The following is a 16,966-nucleotide window of genomic DNA, read 5'->3' on the forward strand; positions in this document are numbered from 1 at the left end:
CCGTCGCTTACGATCCGACCCCCGATTTCTCGGGGTTTACTCTGCAGGTGGAACGTAGCCTTCGGCCTTGGCGTATTCCTCGCCGGAGAAGTACTTGTCCATTTCGCCCTGAAGATATTTGCGATCTTCGGCGTTCATCATGTTCAGACGTTTTTCGTTGATCAGCAGGGTTTGGTGTTTCTGCCAGTCAGCCCAGGCCTTGGCCGAGACGTGGTCAAAAATATCCTGACCTTTTGCGCCCGGGAAAGGAGCGCGTTCCAGCGCGGGCAGTTCTTCTTTGTACTTGCGGCACATTACGGTGCGGGTCATGGCGACTCTCCTGCGTTCAATACGGCGGCCGCGCGTTCGAGCAAGGTTTTGACCGGGGCGGCGAGGCCCAGGCGCGGCGGGGTGGCGAGGTTATACCAGAGCCAGTCGGCCTCGGCCACGTGATGGGCGGCCTCCTGGACCTGCACCAGCCAGGGTTCGATGGACAACTGGAAATGGCTGAAGGTGTGGACGAGGCTCGGCAGCGCCTGCTGCTCGCCCATGGTCAGCGAATGCTGGTCGGCGAGATGTTGCAGGTCATTGAGGTCGTCGAGTTCCGGCAGGCTCCACAGACCGCCCCACAAACCGCTGGAGGGGCGCCGGTAAAGCAGAATCGCGCCGTCGCCGTTGGCGAGCATCGGCATCAGCGTGCGCTTCTGCGGGATGGCTTTGCGCGGCTTGGGGATCGGGTAGCGGGTTTCGAGACCGAGCATGTGCGCCTCGCAACCGCGCTCCAGCGGACACAGCAGGCAGCTCGGTTTGCTGCGCGTGCAGAGTGTGGCGCCGAGATCCATCATCGCCTGGGTGTAGGCGTTGACCCGATCGTGCGGGGTAAAGCGCTCAGCGTTGGCCCAGAGCTGTTTGGCGACCTTCGGCTCGCCGGGGTAGCCCTCTTGTGCGGTAAAGCGCGCCAGCACGCGTTTGACGTTGCCGTCGAGAATCGGCGCGCGCAGGCCCATGCTGATGCTCGCGATCGCGCCGGCAGTGGACAGACCGATGCCCGGCAAATCGGTAAGCTTTTCGACATCGCGCGGAAACTCGCCGCCGTACTGGCTTACGACGATCTTCGCGGTCTTCTGCAGATTGCGTGCACGGGTGTAATAACCGAGCCCGGTCCACAGGTGCAGCACCTCATCTTCCGGTGCTTCGGCCAGCGCTTCGACCGTCGGCAGCGCGGCCATGAAACGGTCGAAATAGTTGAGCACAGTGCTGACCTGGGTCTGCTGCAACATGATCTCCGACACCCACACCCGATACGGGTTGATGTCTTGCTGCCAAGGCAGATCATGACGGCCATGACGGTCGAACCAATCCAGCACCGCCTTGGAAAACTGCTCCGCTCTCATCGCTTGAACAGCCCCTTCAATGCGTTTTTCAGTTCCGGGCTGACCTTGTCGCCGAGTTTCTCGTCGATCTTCTCGCTGAGCTTGTTGCCAGCCATTTTGGTGGCGACCTGGCCAAGGCGATCATTGTCGACACGGCAGGCCTTGGCGCCGAGTTCCAGTGGGCCACGGCAGCGCAACGGCCACTCGATGCCGACGAACTTGTCGCCGACCTGACAGGCTGGATCCGGCATGGCGCTGGTGTCGCCTTCGACAATGATGCCAACGCGGTAATCCATGCCAAGCACGCGCAGGTCGATGTCGCCGTCACCGTTGACGGTCATGCCGGGAATGCGCACCTTCAGGTCCGGATTGCTGGCGATGCCGTTGCGGAAAGTCAGGTTGCCTTTCAGCTCTTGGAACGGCGTGTCCTTGCCGCGAGGCTCGCCGCTGAGGGTTTTGCGGTTGAGCGTGGCGATGCCTTTGCACAGTTGCTGCTCAAGGTTGGCGTTGAGCAGCACGCCGTTATTGATCACGAAACTGGCATTGCCGTTGAGGGTGTCGATCAGCGCTTGTTGGCTGTTGCCGCTGCTGGTGACATTACTGGTGAGCGTCACCAGGCCTTTGACCGGCGGGTTCTTGCCCTGACTTTCGAGGATTTTTTCCGCCGGCACGCGGTTGAGCTTGGTTTGCAGGTTCAGCACCGGCGCGCTTGGGCGCACATCGAGGGTGCCTTTGGCCTCGAAACCGCCGTTGTACAGTTCGCCGCTCAGATTGCTCAGGGTCAGCAGGCCGCCCTGGCCGGTGGCTTTCAGCGCGGCGTTCTGGATCGGCAGCTTGTCGAGGGTCAGTTGGCCGAAGGTCAGGTCGGCATCAACATCGAGTTTGGCCAGGCGTTCAATCGGTAGCAGTCGCTCGGTGCTCCAGGCAGTTTTGCTTGGCTTGTCCGGCAGTGGCGTGGAGCCCGCACCGGCCATCGCATCGGCTTCGGTGCTGGCCACTTCGGCCTGACGCACTTGCGTAGCGCTGTTGGCCTGCGCCGATTTCGGCGGCAGATAACGATCAACGTTGAAGGTGTCAGCCTTGAGCACCGCGCGCAGCGATTGCTTGGCGAAATCTTCTACGGCGATGCGGCCGCTGAAGCTACTGTCGTCGAGTTTCAGGTTGATGTTGTCGAACGCAACGCTGGTTGGCGTGGCCGCCACGCGGCTGACCAGTTCGACTTTGCTCAGGCTGCCTTCGCCCATGGCAGGAAGTTTCTGGCCGATGCTGTCGACGAATTTCGCCAGATCGAACTGGGCGATGGAAATGCCGCCGGTGATCTGTGGAGTTTTGTCGAGGTCGTTGGCTTTCAGCTCGCCCAAGGCGCGCAATTGGTTGGCAGAGATTTTGATCCCGGTCCATTCGGCGACGTTCGCGGCTTTATCCAGCAACATCTGACCTTGGGCGGAGAAGGTCATAGTCTTGCCTTGCAGCGGGTCGCCCGCCAATTCACCAGACAGTTTCAGGTCTTCAAACTTGTAGCGTTGCAATGCGCGCTCGATGCGCAACTCGCCAGTAAGCTCCGTGCGCACGCGCAGAACCGGCTGATTGGTGCCGAGGAACGCCGTGGCTTTCAGCGGGATGTTGGTCGAATCGTGCACCGGGCCGGTGCTCAACTGGATGCTTTCGGCGCTGAATTGCTTGCCGGTCAACTCGTCGTTGTATTCAACGCGGGCGTTGTTGACGGTCAGGCTGTCGATGTCGAGGCGAATCGGCTGCGGCGGTTTTTCCACTGCTGCGGTGGTCTCGCTGGCCGGTTGGCCGGGCGCAGCGGGCGGCGTTGCGCCAGCCGGAGCCGGCACCTTGCCGATGTCTTCCCAGTTGCCATGGCCGTTCTTGTCGCGATTGAGGCGCAGGTTCAGGCCTTCGACGCGCACATCGCTCATCTGCACTTCGCGGCGCAGCAATGGCAGCACGCGCACGGACAGGCCGAGCATCTGCAAATCGGCAAACGGTTCGGCAGGCTTGGCCAGGGTGGCGACACTGGCCTCGTGCAATTCCAGGCCAAGCCACGGGAACAGGCTCCAGCCGATGTCGCCATTGAGCGTCAGCTCGATGTGGGCCTTGTCGCGGGCTATCTGGCGGATCTCGTCTTTGTAATCGTTGGGATCGAAGAGGTGGGTCAGGGCAAAGCCTGCCGCCACTATGATCAGCAACAGCCCGAGAAGTACCAGACCCAGGATTTTGCCGAACGCTTTCATGGGCGAGTCCTTGTAGTTAGTCGAATTCGTAATTTAGCCGGGGAGTATAGCGCTGCAACGACCCGGTTCGGTGTGGCGTCATATTGCCAGTGGTGCAAGCGACACCTGCAGCTTCGCGGACATCGCCTCAACATCGGGATGCCCGGCAGGCGCCAGAAGACGCAGTTCAGCCCCCGCTTGCGACGCCATTTTCTGCGCTTGGTTCACCAGTCGTTCCGCGACCCCACGGCGTCGGGTAACTTTTCGTACGCATAAATGGGACAAGTACCAAGCGTCGTGGTGCCTTTGCAGACATGCAGCGCCGAGCAGGCGGTCGTTGAAACGTCCGGCAATAAAAGTGCCGTCCGCCAAGGCGCTCTTGATCAGGTCGATCCCCCCGGAAAACGGCGTGAATAGCCATTCTGGCGCGTCGTGATAAATCTTTTGCAGATCCTGCTGATCCTGATAATTGGCGGCGTTCAGCGCTTCTACAACGATCGGCATGGCAGTTTCCTGAGTGATAGGAGATCAGGTGACATAAAAAAGGTGATATCAGTTTGGTTTTTCTGTCACCTGCAAATGGTAACCTTCGCCCGTTCGTCCGTCCTTCTGCGACTTAACGTCGCGCCTTCAAGGAGCTTCACCTTAAAAAACGGTCATGCCTGCGTGCATAAGTCCGAGGGTGAGCAGTGGCTGGCGAACCATACTAATAATTGGGGGATACACAATGAGCACGAGCATCACGGCGGACGGCCTCAAAGCCGATCAGCCCGCGTTCCTGTCCAAGGAACGCATTATCGCCAAGCCCGGTTTCAACCGTTGGCTAGTCCCACCGGCCGCTCTGGCCATCCACCTGTGCATCGGCATGGCCTACGGCTTCTCGGTGTTCTGGTTGCCGCTGTCCAAGGCGCTGGGCGTAACCGCTCCGGTGGCTTGCGCACCGGACATGAGCTTCATCGCTCAAGTGTTTTCGTCGCAATGCGACTGGCCGATCTCCATGCTCGGCTGGATCTACACCCTGTTCTTCATCTTCCTCGGCTGCTCGGCAGCGATCTGGGGTGGCTGGCTGGAACACGCAGGGCCGCGTAAGGCTGGTGTTGTATCGGCACTGTGCTGGTGCGGCGGTCTGCTGATTTCGGCGCTGGGTATCTATACCCACCAGATCTGGTTGATGTGGATCGGCTCCGGCGTGATCGGCGGGATCGGTCTGGGTCTGGGCTACATCTCGCCGGTATCGACACTGATCAAGTGGTTCCCGGACAAGCGCGGCATGGCGACCGGCATGGCAATCATGGGCTTCGGTGGCGGTGCAATGGTCGGTGCACCGCTGGCGACGGCGCTGATGAGCCACTTCGGCTCGGCTGAAGGTGTCGGCGTGTGGCAGAGCTTCGTGGCCATGGCGGCGATCTACTTTGTGTTCATGATCGGCGGTGCTCTGGCTTACCGCGTTCCGCCAACCGGCTGGAAACCTGAAGGCTGGACCGCTCCGGCGAAGAAAGCCGCGAACGCGATGATCACCAACCGTCACGTGCACGTGAATGTGGCGTGGAAAACCCCGCAATTCCGTCTGGTGTGGCTGGTGCTGTGCCTGAACGTATCCGCGGGTATCGGCATCCTCGGCATGGCTTCGCCACTGCTGCAGGAAGTGTTCGGTGGCAAGTTGCTGGGTGTTGATGTGCCGTTTGGCCAGCTCGATGCCGGCCAGTTGGCTTCGATTGCTGCGATCGCTGCCGGTTTCACCGGTTTGCTCAGCCTGTTCAACATCGGTGGCCGCTTCTTCTGGGCTTCGTTCTCGGACTACCTGGGCCGCAAAAACACCTACTTCGTGTTCTTCGCCCTGGGTTTTGCCCTGTACGCGCTGATTCCGAACATGGGCCACTTGGGTAACGTTGCGCTGTTCGTGGCGGCGTTCTGCATCATTCTGTCGATGTACGGCGGTGGTTTCGCGACGGTTCCGGCGTATCTGGCGGATCTGTTCGGTACGCAGATGGTGGGTGCGATCCACGGTCGTCTGCTGACTGCCTGGGCTGCAGCGGGTGTGCTCGGTCCGGTGCTGGTGAACTACCTGCGTGAATATCAGCTGAGCATCGGCGTTGAACGCGCTGCCGCTTACGACATCACCTTGTACATCCTCGCCGGCCTGCTGGTGCTGGGCTTCCTGTGCAACCTGATGGTGCGTCCGGTGGCCGACAAGTACTTCATGACCGACGCTGAACTGGCCGCCGAACAGGCGCTCGGTCACGACAAAGGTGCTGATGCCAGCACGGTTCTGGAGTGGAAAGCCGCACCGGGCAGCAAGCCGTTGGCAATCGCCGCGTGGCTGGTTGTGGGTATTCCGTTGGCGTGGGGTGTGTGGGTGACCCTGCAGAAAACGGCGGTACTGTTTCACTAAGTAAGTGGTAAAACGCAGTACCCCTGTGGGAGCGAGCCTGCTCGCGAAGACGGATTGTCAGTCGACATAAGTGTTGGCTGACCCACCGCATTCGCGAGCAGGCTCGCTCCCACATTTGTTTTTGCGCTACCTGTAATGGCTTGTATGGACATGTCTACCCGCGACAACCGGGGGTTCTATCCGTCAGCCATCTCACCTCTCGTGTTTCTGTTTGCTTCCTGCGTGCCTATAATGGCTGCCTTTTTCGCCCAATGATTTTGCGGAGCTGGTGATGGCCGAACGTAAGGCTTCTGTCGAGCGCGACACTCTGGAAACCCAGATCAAAGCCTCGATCAACCTTGATGGCACCGGAAAGGCCCGATTCGATATCGGTGTTCCTTTTCTTGAGCACATGCTGGATCAGATCGCCCGTCACGGGTTGATCGACCTGGATATCGAATGCAAGGGCGATCTGCATATCGACGACCACCATACGGTGGAAGACGTCGGTATCACCCTCGGCCAGGCATTTGCCAAAGCCATCGGCGATAAAAAAGGCATCCGTCGCTACGGTCACGCCTACGTGCCGCTCGATGAAGCGCTGTCGCGCGTGGTGATCGACTTCTCCGGTCGTCCAGGCCTGCAGATGCACGTGCCGTACACCCGCGCCACCGTCGGCGGCTTCGACGTTGACCTGTTCCAGGAATTCTTCCAGGGCTTCGTCAACCATGCGTTGGTCAGCATGCACATCGACAACCTGCGTGGCACTAACACCCACCACCAGATCGAAACCGTGTTCAAGGCTTTTGGCCGCGCGCTGCGCATGGCCGTCGAGCTGGACGAGCGCATGGCCGGGCAAATGCCGTCGACCAAAGGCGTTCTGTAATGCAGACGGTTGCAGTTATCGATTACGGCATGGGCAACCTGCACTCGGTGGCCAAGGCCCTCGAGCACGTCGGTGCCGGCAAGGTGCTGATCACCAGCGATGCTGCGGTGATTCGCGAAGCTGACCGCGTGGTGTTCCCCGGCGTCGGCGCGATTCGCGATTGCATGGCGGAGATCCGTCGCCTCGGCTTCGATTCGCTGGTGCGCGAAGTCAGCCAGGATCGTCCGTTTCTTGGTATCTGTGTCGGCATGCAAGCCTTGCTCGACACCAGCGAAGAGAACGACGGTGTCGACTGCATCGGTCTGTTCCCCGGTGCGGTGAAGTTCTTCGGCAAAGACCTGCATGAAGACGGCGAACACCTGAAAGTCCCGCACATGGGCTGGAACGAGGTGAAGCAGAAGGTCAGCCACCCGCTGTGGCATGACATTCCGGACATGGCGCGTTTCTACTTTGTGCACAGCTACTACATCGCTGCCGCCAATGCGCGGCAAGTGGTAGGTGGCGGTCATTACGGCGTCGATTTCGCTGCGGCGCTCGCCGATGGCTCGCGCTTCGCCGTGCAGTTCCACCCGGAGAAGAGCCATACCCATGGCCTGCAGTTGCTGCAGAATTTCGCCGCGTGGGACGGTCGCTGGTAAATGGCTGCCAAGAAGTCCAAACCGCCGATACTGACCCTCACTCCCGAGCAGGAGAGTGACGCCAATCGCAAGATTCAGCGGTTCATGGAAGACCGTTTCGAACTGGATCTGGGTTCGTTCGAAGCGGCGGAAATTCTTGAGCTGTTTACCCGCGAAATTGCTCCGCACTATTACAACAGGGCGATTTTCGATGTGCAGACCCACCTCAAAGAGCGGTTTGAAAGCATCGAAAGCGACCTGTGGGCGCTCGAGAAAAATTAGGAGCAGCTGCAAGCCGCAAGCTTCAAGCTGCAAGAACTGGTACACCGCATGCTTGCAGCTAGTCGCTTGCAGCTTGCCGCTCTTTTGACGAAGGAAAAAGCATGCTGATTATTCCCGCTATCGATCTTAAAGACGGTGCCTGCGTACGTCTGCGCCAGGGCCGCATGGAAGATTCCACAGTGTTCTCCGATGATCCGGTGAGCATGGCTGCCAAGTGGGTGGAGGGCGGTTGCCGCCGTCTGCATCTGGTCGATCTGAACGGCGCGTTCGAAGGCCAGCCAGTCAACGGCGAAGTGGTCACCGCGATCGCCAAGCGCTACCCGACCTTGCCGATCCAGATCGGCGGCGGCATCCGTTCGCTGGAAACCATCGAACACTACGTCAAGGCTGGCGTGAGCTACGTGATCATCGGCACCAAAGCCGTGAAAGATCCGGCGTTCGTTGCTGAAGCCTGCCGCGCGTTCCCGGGCAAAATTATTGTTGGCCTGGATGCCAAAGACGGTTTCGTCGCCACCGATGGCTGGGCTGAAATCAGCACCGTGCAAGTCATCGATCTGGCCAAGCAGTTTGAAGCCGACGGCGTGTCCTCGATCGTTTATACCGACATCGCCAAAGACGGCATGATGCAGGGCTGCAACGTGCCGTTCACCGCTGCACTGGCTGCCGCTACCAAGATCCCGGTGATCGCGTCCGGCGGCATCCACAATCTGGGTGACATCAAGTCGCTGCTCGACGCCAAGGCGCCGGGCATCATCGGCGCCATCACTGGCCGGGCGATTTACGAAGGCACCCTCGACGTCGCCGAAGCGCAAGCTTTCTGCGATTCGTACAAAGGCTGAGGACTGACCATGGCGCTGGCCAAACGCATCATCCCTTGCCTGGACGTGGACAACGGCCGGGTCGTCAAAGGTGTGAAGTTCGAAAACATCCGCGACGCCGGTGACCCAGTGGAAATCGCCCGTCGCTACGACGAGCAGGGTGCCGATGAGATTACCTTCCTCGACATCACCGCCAGCGTCGATGGCCGCGACACCACGCTGCATACCGTTGAGCGCATGGCCAGCCAGGTGTTCATCCCGCTGACCGTCGGCGGTGGCGTGCGCACCGTGCAGGACATCCGCAACCTCTTGAATGCCGGCGCGGACAAGGTGTCGATCAACACCGCTGCCGTGTTCAACCCGGAGTTCGTCGGTGAGGCCGCGCAGCATTTCGGCTCGCAGTGCATCGTCGTCGCCATCGACGCCAAGAAGGTTTCCGGCCCGGGCGAAACCCCGCGCTGGGAAATCTTCACCCACGGCGGGCGCAAGCCAACCGGCCTCGATGCCGTCGAGTGGGCGAAGAAAATGGAAGGTCTCGGTGCCGGCGAGATCCTGCTGACCAGCATGGATCAGGACGGCATGAAAAACGGTTTCGACCTCGGCGTGACCCGCGCGATCAGCGATGCGCTGGGCATTCCGGTGATCGCTTCCGGCGGTGTCGGCAACTTGCAGCATCTGGCTGACGGCATTCTCGAAGGCCACGCCAGCGCTGTGTTGGCGGCGAGCATTTTCCACTTCGGCGAATACACCGTGCAGGAAGCCAAGGCCTACATGGCCAAACGCGGCATCACGATGCGTTAAGCGTCAAAATCCGTACAGGCCAGTGGACACCATGGCGCACCCAAGGCACTCTTGGGCACGCCATGGATTTCGGTAGCCCGACATGATCAAACGCCTGCTTCTCGTTCTCGCCAGCGCCTCGATGTTGCTCATCAACACGGCCCGCGCCGAAACCAGTCCTGACACCGATCTGGTGCTCCTCACCGAAAACTTCCCGCCGTACAACATGGCGAAGAACGGCAAAAATTTCGCCCAAGGCGAAAACATCAACGGCATCGCCACCGATATCGTCCGTGAAATGTTCCAGCGTGCCGGCGTTACTTACAGCCTGACCCTGCGCTTTCCTTGGGAGCGCGTGTACAAACTCGCGCTGGAAAATCCTGGCTACGGCGCCTTTGTGATGGCGCGCCTGCCGGATCGCGAAAAACTCTTCAAATGGGTCGGCCCGATCGGTCCGGATGACTGGATCCTGCTGGCCAAAGCCGACAGCAAGATCACCCTCGAAACCCTCAATGATGCGCGCAAATACAAGATCGGCGCCTACAAGGGCGATGCGATTGCCGAGACGCTGACCAAGCAGGGACTGAAGCCGGTGGTGGTGTTGCGCGATCAGGACAACGCCAAGAAGCTTGTCAGCGGGCAGATTGATTTGTGGGCTACGGGTGATCCGGCGGGGCGTTATCTGGCGCGACAGGATGGGGTAACGGGCCTGAAGACGGTGCTGCGCTTCAACAGCGCCGAGCTGTATCTGGCGCTGAATAAAGACGTGCCGGAAGAGACGGTGAAGAAGCTGCAGGCGGCGCTGGATCAGATGCGCAAGGATGGTGTGGTGGACGAGATCATGGGGCGGTATTTGTAGCGCTTACCAGGTCGCTACCCCCTCACCCCAGCCCTCCCGAAACGTCGGACCGCCCCCAAGGGGGTTGGGGAGAGGGGCTTCTAAACTCAGCGGTAAACGCCATCCTTGCCGTGAGCCGCAGTCGCCTTGTTACTCCGCACACTGATCATCTGCCGAATATCGATCCACTCGATCCCCTGAGCCTTCAGCTTCGGCAATTCGCGCTCCAGCACTGCCAGGGTTTGCGGATACGGATGGCCGATCATCACCGCTGAACCCTGCTTGTGCGCCAGGCTGATCGCCGTCTGCAACTGCGTGGTGATCGCCGCTTCCGTGCGTTCATCATCGAGAAACACATCCCGAGAAACACTGGCCAGATCGATCTTTTGCGCCTGCTGTGCGGCAACGGTCTGCGCACTGGTGCGGCTGTCGACGAAGAACTTGTGCCGGCGTTGCAACTCGCCCATCAACCACGCCATCGCCACGGGTTGCGCGGTCATGCGGCTGCCCATGTGGTTGTTGATGCCTGCGGTGTAGGGGACCATTTTGAACGCCGCGTTGAGGCGTTTTTCCAGTTCTTCGAGGGGCAGTTCCGGGTGCCAGGCGTACGGCCCGGTGGCCGGGTCCATCGGCATGTGCAGGATAACGATCTTGCCGGCGCGGTGGGCTTCGCGGGCAAACTCGGTGGCGTGGGGTGTGTCAGGCATGATCGCCGTGGTCACCGGGCCGGGCAGGGCCAGCACGCGGCGATCCCGGGGCAGGTTCTGCCCCAGGTCGTCGATGATCAGTGTCAGGTAGGCTTTGTGTGGCTTTGGGCTGACGGGTTCTGCGTGAGCAGCACCCGCCAGACAGCACAACAGAACGAAGACGAAACGCAAAGGCATCCTCAACGGCCGGACGTAATGCTCAGGCCTTTGAGCAGGCTCAGGGCCTGGGCCAATTGGTAGTCATCATCCTGCGGCATCGCTTTGGCCTTGGCGCCGGAACCGGTCGGTTTGTCCGCGCCGCCGTTGCCGTTGCCCAAGTGACCTTGCAGGTCGGCCTCTTTGAAGTAATCGCCATCGGCCTCGCTGGTGATCTTGGCCTTGCGCACTTCGATGTCCGGAACAATGCCTTGCGCCTGAATCGAGCGGCCATTCGGCGTGAAGTACAGCGCCGTGGTGATCTTCAGCGCGCGGTCGTTGTTCAGCGGCAGCACGGTTTGTACCGAGCCTTTGCCGAAACTGGTGGTGCCCATGACCACCGCACGTTTCTGGTCCTGCAGGGCGCCGGCGACGATTTCCGAAGCCGAGGCGCTGCCACCGTTGATCAGCACAACCATCGGCACCGCTTCGCTTTCGTCTTTGCCGGTCGCGGAGAAGCGCAGTTCGGAGTTGGCGATGCGGCCCTTGGTGTAAACGATCAGGCCTTTGGTGATGAAGTGGTCGACCACTTCCACCGCTGCCTGCAACACGCCGCCCGGGTTGTTGCGCAGGTCGAGAATGATGCCGTTGAGCTTCTTGCCGTTGTCCTTGCGCAGCTTGGCCAGGGCCTTGGAGACCTCTTCGCCGGTCTTGACCTGGAACTGGGTGATGCGGATGTACGCATAACCGGTTTCCAGCAGTTGCGCCTTGACGCTCTTCACCTGAATCACTGCACGGGCCAAGGTCACGTCAAACGGCGTGCCGCCATCGCGAACCAGGGTCAGGGTGATTTTCTGGCCGATCTTGCCGCGCATCTTGTCGACGGCTTCGGTCATGGTCTGGCCGCGAGTCGGCTGGCCGTTGATCTTGACGATGAAGTCGCCGGCCTGAATACCGGCCTTCGACGCCGGGGTGTCATCGATTGGCGAGACGACTTTGATGAAGCCGTCTTCGGCGCCGACTTCGATGCCCAGGCCGCCGAATTCACCGCTGGTGCTTTCCTGCAGCTCGGTGAAATCTTCCGGGCCGAGGTATGCCGAGTGCGGATCAAGGTTGCTGAGCATGCCCTTGATCGCGTTTTCCAGCAGCGTCTTGTCGTCCACCGGCTCGACGTAAGCCGCTTTGATCCGGTCCATGACCTCGGCGAAGGTGCGCAACTCTTCCAGTGGCAGCGGCGCCTTGGAGGTCGCGGCAGTGCCTGCCGGAGCGACGGCCGGGGCCGGTTGAGCGGCGAACGCCAAAGGCGCGCCGATCACCAGAGCGATCGTCAGGGCCAGCGAGGTAAGGCGGGACAAATGCAGCATGTCGAACGAACTCCTGAATTAGGCGGCGCGCTTATCCTTGCGCACGACACCATTGCGCCGGATCACTCGGGTGACCCTGCTGACGAATAGCGAAATACAACGCTGGTGTGTCCTGACCGCCACTGTTACCGACAGTGGAAATCGACTCACCGGCTTTAACCACGTCCCCAGCCGACTTGAGCAGCGTCTGGTTGTGACCGTAAAGACTCAGAAAACCGTTGCCGTGATCGAGGATCACCAGCAGTCCGGCGCCACGCAACCAGTCGGCGAACACCACGCGCCCGCCGTGTACGGCGTGCACCTGGCTGCCGGCGGAGGCGCTGATCATCACGCCATCCCACTTGGTACGGGCGTCGTCGCCACGGCTTTCACCGAAGCGCGCCAATAGTCGACCATCAACCGGCCAAGGAAGTTTTCCCCGGGTTGCAGCAAAAGGGCCACCGAAGGTCTCGCCGCTGCTGGAGACCAGTGCGCCGGGAGTGGATCGGGCGGGTTTTCGTGGGGCGTCGCTGTTTTCAGCCTGCGCCTCACGCAAGCGCTTTTTTTCCGCTTCCTGCTGGGCGATCAGCGCTTTCTGCCGCGCTTCTTCTGCCTCACGAGCCTGGCGGGCCAGGGTTTCTTCAATGGTTTTAAGGACTTTAGACAGATCTGCCTGATCCTGCTCGCGCGCGGCCAGTTTCTGGTCGCGGGCTTTCACGTCATCGTTGAGCTTGGCGAGGACTTGCTGGCGTTCCTTGCGGACATTTTCCAGTTCGTCGCGCTGGCTATCGAGGGTGCTTTTCTGCACCAGCAATTGCGCTTGCTGGGCGGCGATGTCTTTTTCGACATTGGCCAGTTGGCGCAGGGTTTCGTTGAAATTCTTCAACTGTTCCAGGCGGGCCTGGCTCAGGTAATCGTAATAGGTGAGGGTGCGGGCGAATTTCTCGGGATTCTGCTGGTTGAGCAGCAGCTTGAGGTATTCCTGCCGACCGTTCTGATAAGCCGCTCGGGCCTGAATGGCGATCAGTCGCTGCTGTTCAGTGCGCGCGCTCTGGAGTTTTTTTTTCTCTGCATCGAGTCGCTGTAGCTCGGATTCGCTTTTCTGCAGTTCTTTCTGCAGTGCGTCGACCTGCTTCTGCAGCTTGCCCAGCTCGGTTTCAGTGCCCTTGAGCTCTTTCTGTACGCCGGACTTTTCTTCCTGGACTTTGCTCAGCAGCTTCTTCAGCTCGGCAATGTCCTGACGCGTGGCGTCCAACTGCTGTTGGGTTTGCGCGCGCTCGTCAGCGAAGGCCGGTTGGAGCAGGCAGGTCAGAGCGAGGGCGATCAGGACGCGGAGCATAGAGGCGGGCGGCACCAGGGTAAGGGACGGCCTAGTATGCCCGCCCGAGGCTGCAAAAAAAACGCCCAATTGGGGCTGTGTGATAACTGGCTGGAGATACAGCTAAAAATAATCTCTGAAACCACCATAAATCAATGTGGGAGCTGGCTTGCCAGCGATGGCGTCTGCACATTCAACATAGATGTTGGCTGTCAGATTGCTATCGCTGGCAGGCCAGCTCCCACAGGGTTTTGCGGTGTTTTGGCGATTGGGGTCAGACCAGGATGGAAGTGCCGGTCATTTCCGCCGGTTTTTCCAGGCCCAGCAGCTTCAGCATGGTCGGCGCTACGTCCGCCAATACGCCGCCTTCACGCACTTTCAGATCACGCTTGCCGACATAAATGAACGGCACCGGTTCGGTGGTGTGCGCGGTGTGCGCCTGGTGGGTTTCTTCGTCGGCCATTTTTTCAACGTTGCCGTGGTCAGCCGTGATCAGCGCTTCACCGCCAACCTTTTCCAGTGCTTCGACAATGCGACCGACGCAGGTGTCGAGGCACTCGACAGCCTTCACCGCCGCATCGAACACGCCGCTGTGGCCGACCATGTCGCCGTTGGCGTAGTTGACGACGATTACGTCGAAACGCTGGTTTTCGATGGCCTCAACGATACGGTCGGTGACTTCCGGCGCGCTCATTTCCGGCTGCAAGTCGTAGGTGGCGACTTTCGGCGACGGGATCAGGATGCGCTCTTCGCCCGGGAACGGTTCTTCACGACCGCCGGAGAAGAAGAAGGTCACGTGGGCGTATTTTTCGGTTTCGGCGATACGCAGTTGGGTTTTGCCGTTTTTCGCCAAGTAATCGCCAAGCACGTTTTCCAGGCTGCCCGCGGCGAACGCCGACGGTGCCGGAATGCTTGCCGCGTATTGGGTCAGCATGACGAAACCGGCCAGCTTCGGCTGACGTGCGCGCTCGAAGTCGTTGAAATCGTCTTCGACGAACACGCGGGTCAGCTCGCGGGCACGGTCGGCGCGGAAGTTCATGAACACCACAGCGTCGCCGTCTTCAACTTTCACCGGCTCACCGATGGTCGTGGCTTTGACGAATTCGTCGCTCTCGCCGCGCGCGTAAGCAGCGTCGAGACCTTCCTGCGCGGTGGCGGCGTTGAATTCACTGTTGCCGTCGACGATCAGGTTGTAGGCCTGAGCGACGCGATCCCAACGGTTGTCGCGGTCCATGGCGAAGTAACGGCCGATGATGCTGGCGATGCGGCCCTTGCCGAGTGCCTGGAAGGTTGCGTCGAGCAGTTCGATTGACGACGCGGCGCTTTTCGGCGGCGTATCGCGGCCATCGAGGAAGGCGTGCAGGTAGATTTTTTCAGCACCGCGCTTGAACGCCAGTTCGGCCATGGCGATCAGGTGATCCTGATGGCTGTGCACGCCGCCATCGGACAACAGGCCCATGAAGTGCACGGCTTTGCCGGCGGCCACGGCTTTATCCACAGCGGCGCAGATGGTCGGGTTCTCGAAGAATTCGCCGTCGCGGATCGACTTGGTCACGCGGGTGAAGTCCTGATACACCACGCGGCCAGCGCCAAGGTTCATGTGACCGACTTCAGAGTTGCCCATCTGGCCGTCCGGGAGACCGACGTCCATGCCGCTGCCCGAGATCAAGCCGTTCGGCACGGTGGCCCACAGGCGATCGAGAACAGGCTTCTTCGCCGCAAAAACGGCATTGGATTCAGGGCTGTCGCTGTGACCGAAGCCGTCGAGAATCATCAGGACCAAAGGTTTAGGCGTAGTCGTCATGGAATCCACTCGTGGCTAATAAAGAAGAGGGCGATGGAAAAGGGAGTTGGAGTTTAATGCTAAGTTCCGACCGCGTCACCGCCGGACGGGGTTTGGCCGACCATAGTGGCTGTGTATACTGGCCGACATTTTAACGCCCTGGAACCTCCTTCGATGGTTGCTCACCTGATTGAATTTGCCACTAACCACTACATTCTTGTCGGTATCTTCGTCGTACTGCTGGCTCTGCTGCTGGCGCACACGATGCAGGGCGGCGGTAAAAGCCTGAGCACCGGCGAACTGACTGCACTGGTCAACAAAGACGCAGGCGTCGTGGTGGACATCCGTCCGGCCAAGGATTTCGCTGCCGGCCACATCGTTGGCGCGGTGAACATTCCTCAGGACAAACTGGCTGCGCGCACCGCCGAGCTGGAAAAGCACAAGGCCAAGACCATCATTCTGGTCGACGCCCTGGGCCAGACCGCCGGCACCCACGCCCGCGAACTGATGAAATCCGGCTTCACCGCCGCCAAGCTATCCGGCGGGATTTCCAGCTGGAAAGGCGACAACCTGCCGTTGGTGAAGTGATATGAGCGAAGTCATCGTCTACTCCAGCGATTACTGCCCTTATTGCTCGCGAGCCAAGTACCTGCTCGAGAACAAAGGCGTGGCCTTCAAAGAGATCAAGGTCGATGGCAAGCCGCAGGTGCGCGCCGAAATGGCCCAGAAAGCCGGACGCACGTCCGTGCCGCAGATCTGGATCGGCAGCAAGCACATCGGCGGTTGTGATGATTTGTATGCCTTGGAGCGCGCCGGCAAGCTCGACGCGCTGCTCAAGGCTTGAACGGCTGCACCCACGTACAGCACTCCCTAAAAGACCCAAGATCGATAAGGATCTGAGATGACTGACCAACAGAACACTGCAGCCAGCGAAGAAGAAACCGCACCGCAATTCTCCTTGCAGCGCATCTACGTACGCGACCTGTCCTTCGAAGCTCCGAAAAGCCCGGCGATCTTCCGCCAGCAGTGGGATCCGGCCGTTGCGCTGGATCTGAACACTCGCCAGAAAGAGCTGGAAGGTGATTTCTACGAGGTCGTGCTGACCCTGTCCGTTACCGTGAAAAACGGTGAAGAAGTCGCCTTCATCGCTGAAGTGCAACAGGCCGGTATCTTCCTGATCAAGAACCTGGACGCGGCTTCGATGAGCCACACTCTGGGTGCGTTCTGCCCGAACATCCTGTTCCCGTACGCGCGCGAAACCCTGGACAGCCTGGTGACCCGTGGTTCGTTCCCGGCCCTGATGCTGGCCCCGGTGAACTTCGACGCCCTGTACGCGCAAGAACTGCAGCGCATGCAGGAAAGCGGCGACGCGCCAACCGTTCAATAAACGGTCTGAGCGACAACGAAAAAAGCGCCGTTACAGGCGCTTTTTTCTTGGCTGATCGTTCCCACGCTCTGCGTGGGCATGCCTCTGGGGACGCTCCGCGTCCAGTGACGCGGAGCGTCACGGGCTGCGT

General features: G+C 60.2%; 18 protein-coding genes. 10 read left to right on the forward strand and 8 right to left on the reverse strand.

The annotated features are described in order from the left end of the window. Positions 1 to 36 precede the first annotated feature (36 nt). The 4 genes from ACQ4OE_RS01140 to ACQ4OE_RS01155 all read right to left on the reverse strand — a co-directional run bounded on the left by ACQ4OE_RS01140 (position 37) and on the right by ACQ4OE_RS01155 (position 4,075). Complete coding sequence (locus ACQ4OE_RS01140; RefSeq protein WP_016772129.1) at positions 37 to 309, reverse strand: oxidative damage protection protein; 273 nt, start codon at positions 307 to 309, stop codon at positions 37 to 39. Then, positions 306 to 1,373 carry an A/G-specific adenine glycosylase gene (gene mutY / locus ACQ4OE_RS01145; protein ID WP_430945374.1) on the reverse strand — a complete coding sequence of 356 codons (1,068 nt, stop codon included), beginning with the start codon at positions 1,371 to 1,373 and terminating at the stop codon, positions 306 to 308. Before mutY ends, ACQ4OE_RS01140 begins: the two co-directional genes overlap by 4 nt. Continuing rightward, the gene (locus ACQ4OE_RS01150; protein ID WP_430945375.1) at positions 1,370 to 3,592 is read right to left on the reverse strand and encodes an AsmA family protein; all 2,223 of its coding nucleotides are present in this window, start codon (positions 3,590 to 3,592) and stop codon (positions 1,370 to 1,372) included. Before ACQ4OE_RS01150 ends, mutY begins: the two co-directional genes overlap by 4 nt. Positions 3,593 to 3,670: 78 nt before the next feature. Further along, entirely contained in the window at positions 3,671 to 4,075 is a 405-nt protein-coding gene (locus ACQ4OE_RS01155; RefSeq protein WP_430945376.1) for an acetyl-CoA sensor PanZ family protein, read from the reverse strand. Between the two features lie 223 nt (positions 4,076 to 4,298). Here ACQ4OE_RS01155 and ACQ4OE_RS01160 point away from each other — a divergent pair, with 223 nt between their 5' ends. The 7 genes from ACQ4OE_RS01160 to ACQ4OE_RS01190 all read left to right on the forward strand — a co-directional run bounded on the left by ACQ4OE_RS01160 (position 4,299) and on the right by ACQ4OE_RS01190 (position 10,184). Further along, the gene (locus tag ACQ4OE_RS01160) at positions 4,299 to 5,963 is read left to right on the forward strand and encodes an OFA family MFS transporter (protein ID WP_430945377.1); all 1,665 of its coding nucleotides are present in this window, start codon (positions 4,299 to 4,301) and stop codon (positions 5,961 to 5,963) included. Positions 5,964 to 6,234: 271 nt separating this feature from the next. After that, on the forward strand, positions 6,235 to 6,828 hold the full coding sequence (hisB, locus tag ACQ4OE_RS01165) for an imidazoleglycerol-phosphate dehydratase HisB (protein WP_042557195.1): 594 nt from the start codon (positions 6,235 to 6,237) through the stop codon (positions 6,826 to 6,828). Continuing rightward, a complete protein-coding gene (gene hisH, locus ACQ4OE_RS01170; protein ID WP_007909206.1) occupies positions 6,828 to 7,466 on the forward strand; it encodes an imidazole glycerol phosphate synthase subunit HisH in 639 nt (212 codons plus the stop codon). The genes hisB and hisH overlap by 1 nt, the downstream gene beginning before the upstream one ends. After that, a complete protein-coding gene (locus tag ACQ4OE_RS01175; RefSeq protein WP_122593988.1) occupies positions 7,467 to 7,727 on the forward strand; it encodes a DUF2164 domain-containing protein in 261 nt (86 codons plus the stop codon). 101 nt (positions 7,728 to 7,828) lie between these two features. Further along, positions 7,829 to 8,566 carry a 1-(5-phosphoribosyl)-5-[(5-phosphoribosylamino)methylideneamino]imidazole-4-carboxamide isomerase gene (gene hisA / locus ACQ4OE_RS01180; RefSeq protein WP_007909210.1) on the forward strand — a complete coding sequence of 246 codons (738 nt, stop codon included), beginning with the start codon at positions 7,829 to 7,831 and terminating at the stop codon, positions 8,564 to 8,566. Between the two features lie 9 nt (positions 8,567 to 8,575). Next, positions 8,576 to 9,346, forward strand: coding sequence for an imidazole glycerol phosphate synthase subunit HisF (gene hisF, locus ACQ4OE_RS01185; RefSeq protein ID WP_053116590.1), 771 nt, complete (start codon positions 8,576 to 8,578; stop codon positions 9,344 to 9,346). 82 nt (positions 9,347 to 9,428) lie between these two features. Further along, positions 9,429 to 10,184 carry a substrate-binding periplasmic protein gene (locus ACQ4OE_RS01190; RefSeq protein ID WP_430945378.1) on the forward strand — a complete coding sequence of 252 codons (756 nt, stop codon included), beginning with the start codon at positions 9,429 to 9,431 and terminating at the stop codon, positions 10,182 to 10,184. Between the two features lie 86 nt (positions 10,185 to 10,270). On the opposite strand, the gene ACQ4OE_RS01195 is transcribed toward ACQ4OE_RS01190, so the two are convergent. The 4 genes from ACQ4OE_RS01195 to gpmI all read right to left on the reverse strand — a co-directional run bounded on the left by ACQ4OE_RS01195 (position 10,271) and on the right by gpmI (position 15,470). Next, positions 10,271 to 11,047 (reverse strand): divergent polysaccharide deacetylase family protein, encoded by a 777-nt coding sequence (locus ACQ4OE_RS01195; protein ID WP_430945379.1) that lies wholly within the window; start codon positions 11,045 to 11,047, stop codon positions 10,271 to 10,273. 2 nt (positions 11,048 to 11,049) lie between these two features. Further along, positions 11,050 to 12,369 carry a S41 family peptidase gene (locus ACQ4OE_RS01200; RefSeq protein WP_122593985.1) on the reverse strand — a complete coding sequence of 440 codons (1,320 nt, stop codon included), beginning with the start codon at positions 12,367 to 12,369 and terminating at the stop codon, positions 11,050 to 11,052. Between the two features lie 31 nt (positions 12,370 to 12,400). Next, complete coding sequence (locus tag ACQ4OE_RS01205; RefSeq protein ID WP_430945380.1) at positions 12,401 to 13,687, reverse strand: murein hydrolase activator EnvC family protein; 1,287 nt, start codon at positions 13,685 to 13,687, stop codon at positions 12,401 to 12,403. A gap of 253 nt (positions 13,688 to 13,940) precedes the next feature. Continuing rightward, on the reverse strand, positions 13,941 to 15,470 hold the full coding sequence (gene gpmI, locus ACQ4OE_RS01210) for a 2,3-bisphosphoglycerate-independent phosphoglycerate mutase (protein ID WP_430945381.1): 1,530 nt from the start codon (positions 15,468 to 15,470) through the stop codon (positions 13,941 to 13,943). A gap of 153 nt (positions 15,471 to 15,623) precedes the next feature. Here gpmI and ACQ4OE_RS01215 point away from each other — a divergent pair, with 153 nt between their 5' ends. Genes ACQ4OE_RS01215 through secB form a run of 3 tightly spaced genes read left to right on the forward strand, consistent with a single transcriptional unit; the run spans position 15,624 to position 16,836 of the window. Then, on the forward strand, positions 15,624 to 16,037 hold the full coding sequence (locus ACQ4OE_RS01215; RefSeq protein ID WP_064388915.1) for a rhodanese-like domain-containing protein: 414 nt from the start codon (positions 15,624 to 15,626) through the stop codon (positions 16,035 to 16,037). Position 16,038: 1 nt separating this feature from the next. Next, on the forward strand, positions 16,039 to 16,293 hold the full coding sequence (gene grxC, locus ACQ4OE_RS01220; RefSeq protein WP_008080561.1) for a glutaredoxin 3: 255 nt from the start codon (positions 16,039 to 16,041) through the stop codon (positions 16,291 to 16,293). Positions 16,294 to 16,350: 57 nt separating this feature from the next. After that, positions 16,351 to 16,836 carry a protein-export chaperone SecB gene (gene secB, locus ACQ4OE_RS01225; RefSeq protein ID WP_122593982.1) on the forward strand — a complete coding sequence of 162 codons (486 nt, stop codon included), beginning with the start codon at positions 16,351 to 16,353 and terminating at the stop codon, positions 16,834 to 16,836. The last annotated feature ends 130 nt before the right edge of the window (positions 16,837 to 16,966 follow it).

The sequence above is a fragment of the Pseudomonas sp. WC2 genome (assembly GCF_050586545.1).
Lineage (GTDB): Bacteria > Pseudomonadota > Gammaproteobacteria > Pseudomonadales > Pseudomonadaceae > Aquipseudomonas.